This is a genomic window from Litorilituus sediminis (genome assembly GCF_004295665.1).
GTDB classification, from domain to species: domain Bacteria; phylum Pseudomonadota; class Gammaproteobacteria; order Enterobacterales; family Alteromonadaceae; genus Colwellia; species Colwellia sediminis.
The window spans coordinates 2,147,760-2,163,371 of sequence record NZ_CP034759.1 but is presented as its reverse complement, the minus strand read 5'-3'; the positions used below and the strand labels follow the sequence as shown (position 1 = coordinate 2,163,371).

General features: G+C 39.0%; 15 protein-coding genes. 11 read left to right on the top strand and 4 right to left on the bottom strand.

Features of this window, described 5'->3' with window-relative positions; translation table 11 throughout:
* Positions 1–50: 50 nt before the first annotated feature.
* Both EMK97_RS09640 and EMK97_RS09635 read right to left on the bottom strand, forming a co-directional pair.
* Positions 51–2,069, bottom strand: a complete 2,019-nt coding sequence (locus tag EMK97_RS09640) for a type I restriction-modification system subunit M (protein WP_130601634.1) — start codon at positions 2,067–2,069, stop codon at positions 51–53.
* A gap of 139 nt (positions 2,070–2,208) precedes the next feature.
* Positions 2,209–3,426, bottom strand: a complete 1,218-nt coding sequence (locus EMK97_RS09635) for a tyrosine-type recombinase/integrase (protein WP_130601632.1) — start codon at positions 3,424–3,426, stop codon at positions 2,209–2,211.
* A gap of 212 nt (positions 3,427–3,638) precedes the next feature.
* On the opposite strand from EMK97_RS09635, the gene dusA reads away from it, so the two are divergent.
* From dusA to EMK97_RS09610, 5 genes are all read left to right on the top strand, one after another.
* Positions 3,639–4,580 (top strand): tRNA dihydrouridine(20/20a) synthase DusA, encoded by a 942-nt coding sequence (gene dusA / locus EMK97_RS09630; RefSeq protein WP_130604449.1) that lies wholly within the window; start codon positions 3,639–3,641, stop codon positions 4,578–4,580.
* A 936-nt stretch (positions 4,581–5,516) separates the two neighbouring features.
* Positions 5,517–5,822, top strand: coding sequence for a 6TM ABC transporter family protein (locus EMK97_RS09625; protein WP_130601630.1), 306 nt, complete (start codon positions 5,517–5,519; stop codon positions 5,820–5,822).
* Between the two features lie 42 nt (positions 5,823–5,864).
* Entirely contained in the window at positions 5,865–6,527 is a 663-nt protein-coding gene (pspA, locus tag EMK97_RS09620; RefSeq protein WP_130601628.1) for a phage shock protein PspA, read from the top strand.
* A 70-nt stretch (positions 6,528–6,597) separates the two neighbouring features.
* Positions 6,598–6,828 carry a PspC domain-containing protein gene (locus tag EMK97_RS09615; protein WP_130601626.1) on the top strand — a complete coding sequence of 77 codons (231 nt, stop codon included), beginning with the start codon at positions 6,598–6,600 and terminating at the stop codon, positions 6,826–6,828.
* Between the two features lie 46 nt (positions 6,829–6,874).
* Entirely contained in the window at positions 6,875–7,231 is a 357-nt protein-coding gene (locus tag EMK97_RS09610) for a hypothetical protein (RefSeq protein WP_130601624.1), read from the top strand.
* Positions 7,232–7,309: 78 nt separating this feature from the next.
* Here EMK97_RS09610 and EMK97_RS09605 read toward each other — a convergent pair whose 3' ends face one another.
* Positions 7,310–8,053: an enoyl-CoA hydratase gene (locus EMK97_RS09605; RefSeq protein WP_130601622.1), complete on the bottom strand. Its 744-nt coding sequence runs from the start codon at positions 8,051–8,053 to the stop codon at positions 7,310–7,312.
* 67 nt (positions 8,054–8,120) lie between these two features.
* Here EMK97_RS09605 and EMK97_RS09600 point away from each other — a divergent pair, with 67 nt between their 5' ends.
* Genes EMK97_RS09600 through EMK97_RS09590 form a run of 3 tightly spaced genes read left to right on the top strand, consistent with a single transcriptional unit; the run spans position 8,121 to position 10,355 of the window.
* Positions 8,121–8,591, top strand: a complete 471-nt coding sequence (locus EMK97_RS09600; protein WP_130601620.1) for a copper chaperone PCu(A)C — start codon at positions 8,121–8,123, stop codon at positions 8,589–8,591.
* Between the two features lie 9 nt (positions 8,592–8,600).
* Complete coding sequence (locus EMK97_RS09595) at positions 8,601–9,596, top strand: DUF2333 family protein (protein WP_130601618.1); 996 nt, start codon at positions 8,601–8,603, stop codon at positions 9,594–9,596.
* A complete protein-coding gene (locus EMK97_RS09590; protein ID WP_246028748.1) occupies positions 9,597–10,355 on the top strand; it encodes a TIGR04219 family outer membrane beta-barrel protein in 759 nt (252 codons plus the stop codon).
* Between the two features lie 73 nt (positions 10,356–10,428).
* Here the strand turns inward: EMK97_RS09590 and EMK97_RS09585 are convergent, their stop codons facing one another.
* Positions 10,429–11,073 carry a lytic transglycosylase domain-containing protein gene (locus EMK97_RS09585; RefSeq protein WP_246028747.1) on the bottom strand — a complete coding sequence of 215 codons (645 nt, stop codon included), beginning with the start codon at positions 11,071–11,073 and terminating at the stop codon, positions 10,429–10,431.
* Between the two features lie 203 nt (positions 11,074–11,276).
* Here EMK97_RS09585 and EMK97_RS09580 point away from each other — a divergent pair, with 203 nt between their 5' ends.
* From EMK97_RS09580 to EMK97_RS09570, 3 genes are read left to right on the top strand one after another with little or no spacing between them, the layout of a single operon-like run.
* On the top strand, positions 11,277–13,112 hold the full coding sequence (locus EMK97_RS09580) for an assimilatory sulfite reductase (NADPH) flavoprotein subunit (protein ID WP_130604446.1): 1,836 nt from the start codon (positions 11,277–11,279) through the stop codon (positions 13,110–13,112).
* Positions 13,112–14,845, top strand: coding sequence for an assimilatory sulfite reductase (NADPH) hemoprotein subunit (gene cysI / locus EMK97_RS09575; RefSeq protein ID WP_130601616.1), 1,734 nt, complete (start codon positions 13,112–13,114; stop codon positions 14,843–14,845). The genes EMK97_RS09580 and cysI overlap by 1 nt, the downstream gene beginning before the upstream one ends.
* On the top strand, positions 14,838–15,599 hold the full coding sequence (locus EMK97_RS09570) for a phosphoadenylyl-sulfate reductase (protein WP_130601614.1): 762 nt from the start codon (positions 14,838–14,840) through the stop codon (positions 15,597–15,599). Before cysI ends, EMK97_RS09570 begins: the two co-directional genes overlap by 8 nt.
* Positions 15,600–15,612: the final 13 nt, after the last annotated feature.

Genomic DNA, 15,612 nt, shown 5'->3' with positions numbered 1-15,612 from the left:
TATAAATGTTAAGACTTTAATAGAAAATTTTTTACATGAAGAGACTGTCATTAAGAGTGAACCTCTTGTAATAACTGCATTATTTCGCCTGAAACCAAATCTAAATCTTTGTCTATCTCTTCTAAATTTCTTGGCGGCTTGTATTCATAGAAATGGCGATTAAATGGGATTTCGTAACCCACGATACCAACTTCACCGTCTTTTTCATCGCACTTGGTTTCGTCAATCCAAGCATTTGGAACATGAGGTAAAACTTCTCGCTCAAAATACGCTTGCACGGATTCAGTAAGCGGTACATTTTCATTATCTCTTAGGTCAGGATTAGGCTCTTGTTGACCTTTGTTTTTACCAGATTCGACATAACAGATCTCAGCTTCATCATTGTGTTCGCCAAAATACTTACACAAACCTTTTACTTCTGCGGAAGAAAGTTTTTCGTCAAATTGAGCTAAAAATTCTTTGCGGCTCATTATTACGGGTTGACCGACAAGCCCTTGAAGCGAGGAGTAACCTGCTGGTGGGTTTGCCTCAATGGTAATCTCAGGATTCTTCTTGTGTAGCTTATCCAGATAGTCTTGGGTATAAGCTTCTAACTTTTCTTTGGTCACTTCAAACGACAGTTGTAAAGGACGTTCAACAGTAATTCGGCGATAGCCAAACTCTTTGTAGTTAAATAGTTTGCTGTTTTTTGCTTCTGCGAATTGACCATATAGTTTAACTATTTCATCAATTTTATTTTCTGGCAGTTCTCTGCGTTTACTGCCTAACGATTTACGCATGGCAACATAAAAGTTGTTTTCGGGGTTCTCTTTATCATCTACGCTGGCATTAATAAGCTGAACTTGTTTCTCTCTGCCTTCTGGCTTGTTGTTGGTTAAAATCCAGACATAGGTAGCAATACCTGTGTTGTAGAACATATCTGTGGGGAGGGCGATTATTGCTTCAACTAAGTCATGCTCTAATAGATAACGCCTGATCTCGCTTTCGCCACTTCCTGCGCCGCCAGTAAATAGTGGCGAACCGTTTAGAATAATACCGATGCGAGAGCCACCTTCGTGTTTCGGGCGCATTTTACTGACAAGGTGCATTAAAAATAAAAGAGAGCCGTCAGAAACTCGTGGTAAACCAGCACCAAAACGACCTTCAAAGCCTTTGAACTTATGTTCATCATTGATTTTCTTTTGAACTTTTTTCCAATCAACACCAAAAGGAGGGTTAGATAGCATGTAGTCAAATTTGTCAGCAGGTAAGTGGTCGTCAGACAGGGTGTTACCAAGCTTAATGTTATCGACTTTTTGCCCTTTGATTAGCATATCCGCTTTACAGATTGCGTATGATTCTGGATTTAACTCCTGACCGAAAGCCGAAAGTGCGGCTTTGTCATTTAGCTCATGCACGTATTCCATACCAGAAGATAAGAAACCACCAGTTCCTGCTGTTGGGTCGTAGATACTTCTTACCAAACCTTGTTTAGTTAATAAGTCATCGTCATGGCAGAAAACCAAAGAAGTAGTTAAACGGACAATATCTCTTGGCGTAAAGTGTTCACCCGCTGTTTCATTGGAACTTTCAGCAAAACGGCGAATTAACTCTTCAAAAGTTAAACCCATGTGATAGTTATCAATAACTTCTGGGTGTAAATCAGTTGTTGCGAAGCGTTTTGCTACTTTGTATAGCAAGTCAGCTTCTGAGAGTTTGTCGATAGTGTTAAAGAAGTCGAAATGCTCAAATATCTCACGAGCATTTGAACTGAAAGATTGCACATAGCTTTCAAGGTTTTGCGCAACGCTGGTTTCACCCAGTTTAGTTAAGTCCATTTTAGATGTGTTATAAAAGCTCTGTTTTGCCGAGACCGCTAAGATTTTTTCTTGTGCTTCATGCGGCATTGCTTTTACAGTTTCGTACTTAGCAATCACATCGTCTTTTGTTGGTTCGAGAACACATTCTAAACGGCGAAGTAGAGTGAAAGGAAGAATAATTCTTCCGTATTGGCTTTGCTTAAAGTCGCCACGGAGAAGATCAGCAACTGACCAAATTAATGCTGCTGTTTTTGAAAAATGTTCGCCCATAAATTGCCCTATATATTGTTCTGCTTTCCGTAACTAATATACTGTTATTATCGGATCTAAGTTGTTAATTTTTATAATGGAATAAGTTATCATATTTATTAAAATTATGGGATATAAATGTACCCATAAATAACGTCCATTAGTCTACGCTTTCTTTGTTTAATCCATGTCTTTCATTAAAGTCTTCTTTTGCTATAACACTGACTTCATAACGGTTGTAAATATTATTCAAAACTTTCATATCCCTGTGACCAGTCACCTTCGATACCTTTGGTAATGACCACCCTTTTTTAAGGAGTAAAGTCGCTCCGTATGCTCGAAGGTCATGAAAACGAATCTGCTTAATTGAATGCCCTTCATCAATTAGTTGTTTTCTACATCGTTGCCAACCTGCCGTTACCGATCTGCTCTCGAAAGGAAAAATTGCCTCAGTAGGATCGAAAGGCAAGTTTTTCTCTTTAAGCTCTCTGATTTTTTCATCTCGCCTATTTAGAACTATTTCGTAAGCTCCGCCAATTAGCGGTATGGTGACATTGTTACCAACTTTATTTGTGGGATGTTTGCGGTCTTCAATCACGATTGTATGAGCGTCTTCATCGAAGTTTTTCCACTTCACTCGACATATTTCGGAGACTCTCATGCATGTGGCAATGGCAAAATCTAAAATCTGTAAATATGGAATTTTTGCACTTGGGTGCTGTTCTCGTACTAATAAAGCTTTTCTAAGAAGCTCCATTTCTCTTTCACTTGGCTCAATATCGCTTCGCTCATTAGCTGAAAACTCTAATAAACGATGACCCTTAGGTATTTTTTGTTTATTAATTTCAGTTTTAATTTGATCAATTGCGTCTATTACACAGTCAGCATTGCCATTTACCATGAACTCTTTATCTCTCGCAGCTCTAAGAACTGACTTCATATAAATAAGGTCTTGGTATGTGGTGTACCCTGATACACCATCTCGCTTTCTCATTTTTGCATAATCAATAACGTCATCCTTGGTTATTTGTGAAACTAAGTTGCTGCTAATGTCTCGTTTAGCTATTGCTGATAGAGCAAAAATCTTGCTTCGTTGTAACTTTTTTTCGTTAAGATCCCAATACTGTAAATACATTTGAATTAAGTTTGCCAAAGTTACTTCTCTAAGATCTGAACCTTTGATGCCTTTTGTTGGTATTCCTTCAACCTCAAGAAACTTGGCTCTGTTAGTTGCCCAATGATTTGCCTTTGCTCTGGTTGTGAATGTGTTACTTTCTTCGTAGTACCCTTTTTCGAGTAACGGATCTCTAATCCTAACTCGTGCTCTAAACTTAATTCCTTTTTTAGTGGTTCTTTGTTCGATATTTACTGTTGCCACAAGTCACTCTCCATTATAATTGCCATATTAAGAATTACGCTTGGGTATATTGATTGTACCCCATTATTGTACCCTGTGGGTACTTTGGATGCAAAAACGTGCAAGAAAATGAAAAAATACACGAAAACATACAAGAAAAAAATACAGATAAAACAGGTGTTAATGTAAGAGATGCAAGGAACCCAATTGATCATAGGCTAAGTATTGCACCAATGCTCGATTGGACTGATCGCCATTGCCGTTATTTTTATCGACTGATGTCTGAAAAAACGGTTTTATATACTGAAATGGTGACAACAGGCGCTATTTTGCATGGTAGGGGTGATTACCTTGCGTTTAACCAAGCAGAGCACCCGTTAGTGCTACAGCTTGGTGGTAGTGATGTTAATGCTATGACAGAATGCGCTAAAATTGCTGAGCAGCGTGGCTATGACGAGGTTAATATCAACGTTGGTTGTCCTTCAGATAGAGTGCAAAATGGTCGCTTTGGTGCTTGTTTAATGGCTGAGCCAGAGCTAGTTGCTCAATGTGTTAGTGATATGCAGGCAGCGGTTGATATTCCGATCACGGTTAAATCTCGTATTGGTATTGATGATCAAGACAGCTATGAATTTTTGCATACCTTTATTGAGCAAGTCTCTCAAGCAGGTTGTCAGCACTTTATTATTCATGCGCGTAAAGCTTGGCTGAGTGGTTTAAGCCCCAAGCAAAATAGAGAAATACCACCGCTTGATTATCAAAGAGTTTATCAAATTAAGCAGGATTTCCCAGAGCGTGAAATTTCAATCAATGGCGGTATTAAATCATTAGCAGAGGCCAATGAGCATTTAGCTCATATCGATGGCGTTATGATAGGGCGAGAAATTTATAATAGCCCTTATTTATTGGCTGATGCCGATCCGCAAATTTATGGTGAAAGTAAAGCCGTGATCAGCCGACAGCAGGTTATAGAGCAGATGGCTAACTATGTTGATAACCATGTTGCCAATGGCGGTAGAGCTTGGCATGTATTACGCCATATGTTGGGTTTATGCAACGGCCTTGTTGGTGCGCGACAATTTAGACGTCACTTAAGTGAATGTGCTGGACAGGCTGATGCTAATGGCAGTGTACTATTAGACGCTTTTGCCAAAGTCGCTCAGTCAGCTAGTTAGCATAGGAGCAAATGTTTCGATTTTGAGAATACTTATCCCTAAATCGAACAGTTAGGCAGTGCTTCACAGCTGAGAATATTACAATTACTTTAGATATATACTAATTTTTGGTCAATTTTACTAATCAAAGGATTTTTTTAGACAACTGGTTAAATACTCGTATTTACCTAAAAATTTTATTTCAATAAAAATCAAAGGCTTATAAAAAAATTAAGAAAGTGGCACAACCTTTGTAACACTTGTTGCAACTTAGTAACAACTAGTGTGCAATTTTAAGGAACTTAATATGCTTAACTTATCTTTCTTTTTAACTTTGACTGTTATGCCAATTATTGCCATGGCATGTACTTCTTTATTAGTTACTGCATTTGAAAAGAAACTATCTTAATGGCAGGCAGGCAATATACCAATATGCTTGCCATTGTCACTTACTTCACTACGTAAACCACCTACGCACCGAATAGCTGCAGCTATATATTTTCAAAAAATTTCAGTTTCTCTTTCCGTAAAATAGAAAATAAGCAAAATAAGCTTAGCTGTCATTCACCAAGGCTTAATTTTTCTTATCACTTTTTCAATCACTAAATAAATTTAGCGCGATGCATATCAGTATCGTGGCCAAACCCTATCGCTCATCAGTGAACATTTTTTATCTGTTCGATTTCTTCAATTGCACATGTTTATCACTGATTAATTTTGAATTGGTTAAATTTACTAATCTGGTGGTCATATTTGCCATTATTTAGTTTGGCATATTATGTCAAAGTCAGGCCATTTTCTAATGCTGGTTTAATCTTCCTTATTAATCATATGTTTACGCTTGTTTTTAATCTTGGCACATGACTTGAAGTACTAGTAGGCATGAAGCAGCTGATGAAGAGTTGTTAATCAGTTAAAGGTTGGCTTCGAATTATTCAAGATAACGAGAAGGAATTAATGATGAAAACTTTAAATATCAAAAATATTGGCTTAGCAGTAATTATTTCAGTAACCGCAATGATGAGTTTAACCGCCAATGCTAAGGCGAATAATACCATAGAAGGTGCAGTTAGTGAGTTTGTTGTTGCTCATAGCCAGCAATTAATGACTGAGCTTAATCAACAACTTAAACAAGCAATTGAGAATGAAATCAAAACTTTTTCTATTAACTTACCAGCTGCTACACCAAATATTAAATCGGAGGAAGTTGGCAATAAAGGACCTAAGGGAGTAGCAAAAGAAGAAACTAAACAAATTAAGTAATTTTAAGATATAGCAAAAACAACAATGAGATTGGAGTGAATTATGGGCTTATTTACACGTTTTACTGACATTATTAATGCAAATTTAAACAGCATGTTAGACAAGGCTGAGCAACCAGAAAAAATGATCCGTTTGATTATTCAAGAGATGGAAGAAACCTTGGTTGAAGTTCGTGCCACAGCAGCTAAAAACATTGCCGAGCAAAAAACACTAGCGCGTAAAATTGGCGCGGTAGAGAAAAGTATTACTCATTGGCATGGCAAAGCTGAAGTCGCTTTGGAAAAAGGCAGAGATGATTTAGCCAAAGCTGCTCTTACGCAAAAGCATAAATATCAGGCTGAGCAGGAGCAATTGCATGAAGAAAATAATCAGTTAACTGAGTTTTTAACCGCAGTGCAAGATGATGCACAAAGACTGCAAGAAAAACTTAATGAAGCGAAACGTCGTCAAGATGCCTTATTGCTAAGACAAGCGTCAGCAGAGGTTAGGTTAAAGGTCAGAGAAAAGGCGGCTGTGTATAACATTGATGAAGCCATTGGCAAATTTGAACGCTATCAGCAAAAAATTGATCGTATTGAAGCAGAGGTTGAAGCCTTTGATATGACGGAAAATAAAGATCTTTCTGCGCAGATTTCAGCATTGGAGCAAGACGACAATATTGAGCTAGAACTAGCACAAATGAAAAAGCAAGCTGCTAATGGTTAGTAATTAACACCGTAGAAAATAGGCCCAATTGGGGCCAACCCTGGCGATATAGTTATAGAGGTAGAAGATTATGAGTTACGAAAGAGAATATTCTAGGTATAAGCGAGTAAATAAAACATTAACCAAAGACATAATCCATAAAAAGCTGACCGGTGTTTGTGCTGGTATAGCTAAGCATTATGAGTTACCACGTATCGCTGTACGTATTGCCGCAATTGCCGCGCTATTTTGTTTACCTGTAGTTACAGGTGTAGCCTATGTGGTGGCGAGTATTTTATTACCAAGTAGACCAGGTTATTAAGCACATTTAATGCACTTTTTCATTAACAGCAAACAAGCGAGGGTATATGACATTTTTTAAATCACTCATTTTAGCAATTTTGGCAACCTTGTTTTTAACATACGTATTAGGCGTTAGCTTACTTGAACTGTTAGACGTTAATGTTTACATGGGGGCAGAGTTAATTGAACCAATTAAAGCGATTAGTATATCTGCCTTGGTTGTTGTTTTATTAGTTGTAATTGCTTTAGCGATAGTACTTAGTGTGTTTGGCGGTATTATCTTTATTGGTATGCTTATTGTAGGTTCAATCGCTATGGTTGCTGTTGGTGTTTTTTGGCCAGTGTTGTTAGTTGTTTTGGCGGTGTGGTTAATAGTGCGAGATAAGCCGCAAGCTCAGCCTCAATATCGATATCATAGGTAAAAAAGCTCTGCTAATCAAACGCGCTCGATTGTGAGCGCGTGGTATTGAGTGTGATGGAAAGAAGTGTATCTGTATAGGTTAACGTGTGCTAAAAAATTGTTGTAAAATTTTCTTGCATTCAGGGGTTTGAACTAAGCGAGAAAATTCATCTCCTTCTTCTTTAATTACACTGTCTAATTTTGCTTGGCTTGCTTTGCGTATTAGGCGTTTACTGGTTAATACCGCATCACTAGGTAATTTAGCAATGATTTGCGCGCATTTATCAGCTTTAGCTAGAAGCTCATTAGCATCGCAAATTTCATTGATAAAACCAAGTTCATAGGCCTTTTCTACGTTGAATGTATCACCTAACACAAGCAGCTCAAATGCGCGGTTATGGCCTAATAATTGTGGCAGCAAATAGCTAGAGCCGGCTTCAGGACATAAACCTAACTGAGTAAAGGGCAGTTTAAATTTAGCGCTACTTGTGGCAAAGACCATATCGCAATGCAATAGTAATGTGGTGCCGATACCGACAGCAGGGCCAGAAACCGCAGCGATAAGCGGCTTAGTAAACTTGGCAAGCACTTTAACAAACTCTAATGCTACTAAGTCATCATGTGCAGAGAGGTTAATAAAGTCTTCGAGATCATTACCTGCGGTAAAACAGGTATTGTCACCTTGAATGACAACGCAATGAATAGAATTAGTTGCCATAGCATGATTAAAATGCTGACATAGAGATTGATACATTGCTGTGTTTAAGGCATTTTTTTTCTCAAGCCTATTAAGCGTTATAGTGAAAACGCCGTTTAATTCTTGGGTTTGAATAAAATTTGTCATGTCAGACCAGTTGGTAAAATAACATGCAATTAACCATAGTGCTTATTAAAAGGGATGTATAGCAAAAATGAAAAAAAATCATATTATCATGCAAGTTTGTTTTGTTGTTTTAATAACTTGTTTAGGCGAGGGGGCTGCTAAGGCTGCAAACAACACGCAGCTTGTTACTGTAACTCAGGGACATGTGCGCGCAACAATACCCGGAACAACAATATCTTCAGCTTATATGACAATTCATAATAACAGCGAAAAAACAGTGACTTTGCATAGGGTCAGCAGTAAAATTTCACCGCGAGTGGAAATTCATCAGCACAGTATGAAAGCGGGTATGATGACGATGCAACAGCTAGATTCTTTGACTATTGATGGTCAAAGCCAGTTACTTTTGCAGCCAGGCGGATTACATTTGATGATATTTGATGTAATAAAACCTTTGCAAGTTGATGATACTGTTGAATTGACACTGCATTTTTTAGAGCAAGACGAGGTAATTGTGCAATTGCCCGTTCAAAGTATTAAGCACAATCACCACCACTAGGAGTGGATAATGAATTTAAATGTATCAAGCAAATCATTAACTATTGGGATAATTAGTGTATTTGTCTTTTTTTATGGCCTTGGTGTTTACTGGAGTATTGAGCCAGACTCTATCGATATTCATCATGAGGTCACTCAAGCTGCGCAGGCGGAAAATGTTGCTCCCGTTGTTGGTTACACAACCACAACGGCATTGATTAAAGTAGCAGAAACCTTATTAAATAAGCCGGGCGGCTACTTAGCCAATGACGCGCTACCACCATCGGTATTTTTAGATAATATGCCAGCATGGGAATTTGGTGTTTTAGAAATGGTTAGGGATATGGCTTTGGTGATGCGTAAAGATTTTAGCCGTTCTCAGTCGCAATCATTAGTTAATGAACATTTAAAAGCAGCACAACCACGTTTTAATATTGATCATACTAAATGGGCAATGCCAAGTGCTGAATCAGAGTACTCAAAAGGTATTCAAAGCTTGTATGAATACCGTACCGATTTAGTTAGCTCAAACAGCCAAGATAAAGCACAGTTTTATGCGCGAGCTGATAATTTAAGAGCCTATATAGAAGAAGTGCAAAAGCGCTTAGGGAGTTATTCTCATCGCTTAAGCTCGAGTGTTGGTCGCGACCAAGTGAATACTGATTTAGCGGGTGATAATCAAGCGCAGCAATCTACACAAGGTGCAAGTCAATTGCAGTTAAAAACCAGTTGGTGGTTAATTGATGATGTTTTTTATGAAGCCAGAGGTGCTGCTTGGGCATTATTGCAATTGCTAAAAGCCGTTGAGATAGATTTTGACAGTGTGTTAGCGAATAAAAATGCCAAAATTAGTTTGCAGCAAATTATTCGCGAGCTTGAAGCAAGCCAGCAAACGCTGTGGAGCCCTATGGTGTTAAATGGTGATGGTTTTGGCGTGTTAGCAAACCATTCGCTTGTTATGGCAAATTATATTTCAAGAGCTAACGCAGCCTTGATAGATTTAAATGAATTATTAAGTAAAGGATAAATGATGAAAAAAACAGTTTTAGCGGCAAGTTTAGCGCTACTGACAAGCATACCTGCTCAAGCAGATACGCTTTTAGGCTTATATATTGGTGGCCAAATGTGGGCTAACAACGCTAAAGGTAGTTTTGGTGAAGGAGAAATTGATCAATCGGTTTTTAACTTTGAAGATGAATATCAAGGCAGTTTTTATGTTGCTTTTGAGCATCCGATTCCGTTAATTCCTAACGCAAAAATTGCTTCAACTACGTTAGATACGGTAGGCGGTACTACCTTAACAAGTAGCTTTACCTTTAATGGTCAAACTTATACCGCTAATACTGACTTAGATACTACCCTTGAAGCAAGCTATATTGATTACACCTTATATTATGAGTTGTTTGATAATGATTTATTAACCTTTGATTTTGGTATTACAGGTCGTGATCTCGATAGTTATATTCATGTAATCGAGCCAGCAACTAAGATAGATAGCGACTTATCGGCTTCTGGCATTATCCCTATGGTGTACTTATCAACTATCGTCGGTTTACCTTTTACCGGCTTTAACTTTTTTGCTGAAGGTAATTTTATTAGCTATGACGATCAAACTGTTTATGATGTTCAAGCTGGTGTTAGTTACGAGTTACTGGATAACTTAGCCGTCGATTTAGATTTAACGCTAGGCTATCGCACAGTGAAGTTAGAGTTAAATGACTTAGATGATTTTTATAGTGATTTGACTTTTGATGGTGTCTTTGTTGGTGCAATTTTGCATTTTTAAACACATACTATAAGTCAATGTGGAAAAGGTAGCAGTTGCTACCTTTTTGCTTATTAATTACAGTAAGTTTAGATTAACTGCTTGTATAACCAGATTTTTCATATTCTTGCTGATACCTTTTCAATAAAATTTCCACTCTTTCAACATAGACTTGTGTTTCAGGATAGGGTGGAATGCCGCCATATTTCTTTATGGTTGTTTCCCCAGCATTATAAGCGGCAGAAGCTAATGAAATATTACCGCGATATTTTTTTACTAGCCTAGCTAAGTGCTTAACGCCCCCTTGAATATTTTGCTTGGCAACTAACGGGTTTTTAACGCCAAGCCAAGCCGCAGTTTCAGGCATTAATTGCATCAAACCCTGTGCGCCTTGTTTAGAAATAGCCTTAGCATTGAAATGAGACTCAGCATGAATGATTGCGCGTACTAAGGCAGGATCTATTTGATGTTGACTAGATGCTTGATGTATTGCCTTGCTATATTCAGATAAATATAACTTAGTGTTTCGCCAGTTAACTAATGAGTCGATTTGGCAGGCATAGCAATCAAATCGAATTTGTTGGTAGTCTAAACCGATTGGCTCAATATCAGAAAAAGATGTCACACCAGATTTAGAGCGATATTTATAAACGGTAGTTTCTGCTCCTGCGAAAGCACAAGCAAGTGTTAAAATCGCCATAAAAAATAATCGCGCTAGGCGATATTTACATTGATACAAGAGCTTTCCTTCATTGATTAAAACGGTTAAAAATTGCTGAAGCTACCATAACTTAATAGCAGATAATTATAACCTCGCATAAATAACGCCAAAAATAAAACTATCAATATTCCTTTTTGGAATAAAAAAGCGCTATCTATTCCTTTTGATCTGCAAGATTCTTGTCTATCCTTGCGCAATCAATTGTAATGGGTGAAATCGCTATGTTGCCAGAGCAGCACTTAAAAAATCAAACTAATTCAAATGGTGCTAGCGCCTTAGATGCTAGCCAATTAGCTCAGCTTCAACAAGCTACAGCTAATCTTTCGTCTTTACAGCTAGCTTGGGCTAGCGGTTATTTAGCAGCAAAAAGTGAGCAAGGTCAAAATGCTCAATTAGCGCCTGCTAGCGCAGCTGTGGCCGTTGCTAAAACATTAACCATTTTATATGCCTCACAAACGGGCAATGCTAAAGGTGTTGCTAGTCAGTTGGCTGAAGTAGCCAAAGCTGCTGGTATCACAGTTAATCTTAAAAATGTCGCTGACTATAAAGCTAAATCATTAAAGTCTGAAACGCACTTGCTTATTGTTGCCAGTACCAATGGTGAAGGCGAGCCGCCTGATGATGCCATTGAATTCCATGAATTCTTACTAGGTAAAAAAGCGCCTAAGTTACCTGAATTACGCTATAGCGTATTAGCTTTAGGTGATAGTAGCTATGAGTTTTTCTGCCAAACAGGTAAAGACTTTGATGAAAGGCTAAAAGCGTTAGGTGCACAGCAAGTTGCTCCTCGTGTAGATTGCGATGTTGATTATGATGAGCAAAGCCAAGAATGGAGCTTGACGATTGTTGAATCATTGAAAGATGAGTTAACGCAAGCTGCTGAAGGTTTAGCTCCGGTAATTGATTTACCGGTAACAGCGGGCGCAGCAAGCCAATACACTAAACAAAACCCATTTGCAGCTGAGTTTTTACTCAGTCAGAAAATCACGGGTCGTGATTCAGCGAAAGATGTACGTCATATTGAAATTGATTTAGATGGCTCAGGCTTAACTTATCAAGCAGGTGATGCTTTAGGTGTTTGGTTTGAAAATGATGCTCAGCTTGTTGATGAATTAATTGCTGCTTTATCACTTAACGGTGATGACAAAGTAACAGTGAAAGTAGCCAGCGAAAGCCAAGAGTTGACCTTAAAGCAAGCCTTAGTTGAGCAGTTAGAAATTACTCAAACAGCACCAGCGTTTATCGAATACTGGGCGAATTTAAGTCAAGACAAAGCCTTGTTAGCGGTAGCTGAAGATAAAAATTCAGCGCGTGAATATGCGGCTAACCACCAAATTGTTGATGTAGTTAAAGCGGCTCCAGCCAAGCTTAGCGCGCAAGCGTTTGTTGATAGCTTACGTAAACTTACGCCACGCTTATATTCAATTGCGTCTTCACAAGCAGAAGTTGAAGAAGAAGTGCACTTAACTGTGGGTGTTGTTCAATATCAACAAGACGATAATACTCGCACTGGTGGTGCCTCAGGCTTCTTAAGTCATCGACTAGAAGAAGGTCAGAAGGTTCGTGTCTTTGTTGAGCATAATGATAATTTCCGTTTACCTGAAAATGGTGATACGCCGGTTATTATGGTTGGCCCAGGTACAGGTGTTGCGCCATTTAGAGCCTTTATGCAGCAGCGTGATGCACAAGAAGCACAAGGCGATAACTGGTTGTTCTTTGGCGATCAAACCTTTACCCAAGACTTTTTATATCAGGTTGAGTGGCAAGGCTATTTAAAATCAGGCTTATTAACACGTATAGATTTAGCTTTCTCACGTGATCAAGCAGAAAAAATCTACGTACAAGACCGTTTACGTGAACATGCCGCAGAAGTGTTTGCTTGGTTAGAGCGTGGCGCACATTTCTACATTTGTGGTGATATGAGCCGAATGGCAAAAGATGTTGAAGCGGCATTGCTTGATATTATTGCTGAGCAAGGCCAGTTAGATGAAAGCCAAGCACAAGATTATTTAAAAGATTTACGTAACGCTAAGCGTTATCAGAAGGATGTATACTAATGACAGACTCAACTCAAGCAAATGGCCCATTAATTGTTGAGGGTAAGCTGGCTGATAACGAGCGTTTAAAAGGTGAAAGTAACTTTTTACGTGGCACAATTGAGCAAGACTTATCTGATGCCGTTACTGGCGGATTTAATGGTGATAACTTTCAGCTGATCCGTTTTCACGGTATGTATCAACAAGATGACCGTGATATTCGAGCAGAGCGTACTAAGCAAAAATTAGAACCTTTGCATAATGTTATGTTACGTGCTCGCATGCCTGGCGGTATTATCAAGCCTGAGCAGTGGTTAGCTATTGATAAGTTTGCAGCAGACAAAACCATGTATGGCAGTATTCGTTTAACGACGCGTCAAACATTTCAGTTTCACGGGGTTTTAAAGCCAAACATTAAGTTAATGCATCAAACGCTAAATAGCATAGGTATTGATTCTATTGCCACGGCAGGTGATGTAAACCGAAATGTGTTATGTACCACTAACCCAGTAGAGTCTGAGTTACATCAAGAAGCCTATGAATGGGCGACAAAAATCAGTGAGCATTTATTACCGAAAACCCGTGCTTACGCCGAGATTTGGTTAGATGGTGAAAAACTAGAAGGCCCTAACGGTGAAGCAACTGAAGAGCCTATTTTAGGTAGTAACTATTTACCGCGTAAATTTAAAACCACGGTAGTTATTCCACCACAAAATGACGTGGATGTGCATGCCAATGACTTAAACTTTGTTGCCATTGCTGATAATGGCAAGTTAGTTGGTTTTAACGTGCTGGTTGGTGGTGGCTTAGCCATGACCCATGGTGATAAGTCAACTTATCCTCGTCGTGCTGATGATTTAGGTTTTGTTCCGCTTGAAAACACGTTAGATGTAGCCGCTGCTGTTGTTACAACACAACGCGACTGGGGTAACCGTGTAAATCGTAAAAATGCCAAAACCAAGTATACCTTAGATCGTGTTGGTACTGATGTATTTAAAGCAGAAGTAGAAAAGCGCGCAGGTATTACATTTGCAGAAAGTCGCCCGTATGAATTTACAGGACGTGGTGATCGCATAGGTTGGGTTGAAGGTTTTGATGGTAAGCACCACTTAGCGCTATTTATTGAAAATGGTCGTTTATTAGATTATCCAGGTAAGCCATTAAAAACAGGCGTTGCTGAAATTGCTAAGGTACATAAAGGTGATTTTCGCATGACAGCGAACCAGAACTTAATTGTTGCTGGCGTCGCTCCTGAAGATAAGGCGCAAATTGAAGAAATTGCTCGTGCTCATGGTTTAATGGATGACGGTATTTCTAAGCAGCGCCAAGACTCTATGGCTTGTGTGGCATTTCCAACGTGTCCGTTAGCTATGGCAGAAGCTGAGCGTTACTTGCCTGGTTTGGTAGATGAGGTTGAAGGTATTTTAGCCAAGCATGATTTGGCTGATGACAGCATTATTCTACGTGTTACTGGCTGTCCAAATGGTTGTGGTCGCGCTATGTTGGCGGAAATCGGCTTAGTTGGTAAAGGACCTGGTAAATACAATATGCATTTAGGCGGTAACTTAGCGGGAACGCGTGTGCCGAAAATGTATAAAGAAGGTTTAGGTGAACAAGAAATTCTGACAGAAATAGATACTTTAGTTGCTCGTTGGGCAAGTGAGCGTGAAACAAATGAAGCTTTCGGTGATTTTGTCATTCGTGCTGGCATTATTGCTGAAGTAAAAGTCAGTAAGCGAGACTTTCATGATTAATGCGAATAGTTCCACAGTGAAGCCGGCGATTAATAATCGTTTTCCTGCATCATTACCAGAGCCGTGGTTAAACCAGTGGAATGAGTTACTGGAAAAACAAACTGCGACTCAGCGCATTGAGTGGGCAATGGAAAACTTGCCTTCACAGTTTGTTTTATCATCAAGCTTTGGTATTCAATCTGCGGTTATGCTGCATATGATGACGCAGGTTGATAGTAATATTCCGGTTATTTTAACCGATACAGGCCACTTATTTCCTGAAACCTATCGCTTTATTGATCAGTTGACCGATAAGTTGAACTTGAATTTACAGGTTTATAGTGCAAAAGAAAGTGCTGCATGGCAAATAGCTAAATATGGTGAGCAATGGGCGCAAGGTGATGAAGCCCTTAAGCAATATAATCGCCGTAATAAAGTTGAGCCGTTAGAGCGAGGCTTGTCTGAGCTGAATGCCGGTACTTGGTTCTCAGGCGTGCGTCGTCAACAGTCTGATCACCGACAAGGTTTGTCTGTGGTGAGTATTTTACGCGGTCGCTTTAAGGTGCATCCAATTATTGATTGGCATAACAAAGATGTGCATCAGTACTTAACTAAGCATAACTTGCCATATCATCCGTTGTGGGATGAAGGTTATGTTTCTGTAGGTGATGTACACAGTACCAGACCACTTACTTTAGGTATGGATGAGAGTGAAACACGTTTTGGTGGTGGTCAACGAGAATGTGGCTTACACACTGATGGTGATGGTATTTAGTTATCAACTTATC

Bases quoted from the DNA above. Each gene is read 5' to 3' on its own strand.
- EMK97_RS09640 (WP_130601634.1), bottom strand. From the start codon at position 2,069: ATGGGCGAACATTTTTCAAAAACAGCAGCATTAATTTGGTCAGTTGCT.
- dusA (WP_130604449.1), top strand. From the start codon at position 3,639: ATGCTCGATTGGACTGATCGCCATTGCCGTTATTTTTATCGACTGATG.
- EMK97_RS09625 (WP_130601630.1), top strand. From the start codon at position 5,517: ATGATGAAAACTTTAAATATCAAAAATATTGGCTTAGCAGTAATTATT.
- pspA (WP_130601628.1), top strand. From the start codon at position 5,865: ATGGGCTTATTTACACGTTTTACTGACATTATTAATGCAAATTTAAAC.
- EMK97_RS09615 (WP_130601626.1), top strand. From the start codon at position 6,598: ATGAGTTACGAAAGAGAATATTCTAGGTATAAGCGAGTAAATAAAACA.
- EMK97_RS09610 (WP_130601624.1), top strand. From the start codon at position 6,875: ATGACATTTTTTAAATCACTCATTTTAGCAATTTTGGCAACCTTGTTT.
- EMK97_RS09605 (WP_130601622.1), bottom strand. From the start codon at position 8,053: ATGACAAATTTTATTCAAACCCAAGAATTAAACGGCGTTTTCACTATA.
- EMK97_RS09600 (WP_130601620.1), top strand. From the start codon at position 8,121: ATGAAAAAAAATCATATTATCATGCAAGTTTGTTTTGTTGTTTTAATA.
- EMK97_RS09595 (WP_130601618.1), top strand. From the start codon at position 8,601: ATGAATTTAAATGTATCAAGCAAATCATTAACTATTGGGATAATTAGT.
- EMK97_RS09590 (WP_246028748.1), top strand. From the start codon at position 9,597: ATGATGAAAAAAACAGTTTTAGCGGCAAGTTTAGCGCTACTGACAAGC.
- EMK97_RS09580 (WP_130604446.1), top strand. From the start codon at position 11,277: ATGTTGCCAGAGCAGCACTTAAAAAATCAAACTAATTCAAATGGTGCT.
- cysI (WP_130601616.1), top strand. From the start codon at position 13,112: ATGACAGACTCAACTCAAGCAAATGGCCCATTAATTGTTGAGGGTAAG.
- EMK97_RS09570 (WP_130601614.1), top strand. From the start codon at position 14,838: ATGATTAATGCGAATAGTTCCACAGTGAAGCCGGCGATTAATAATCGT.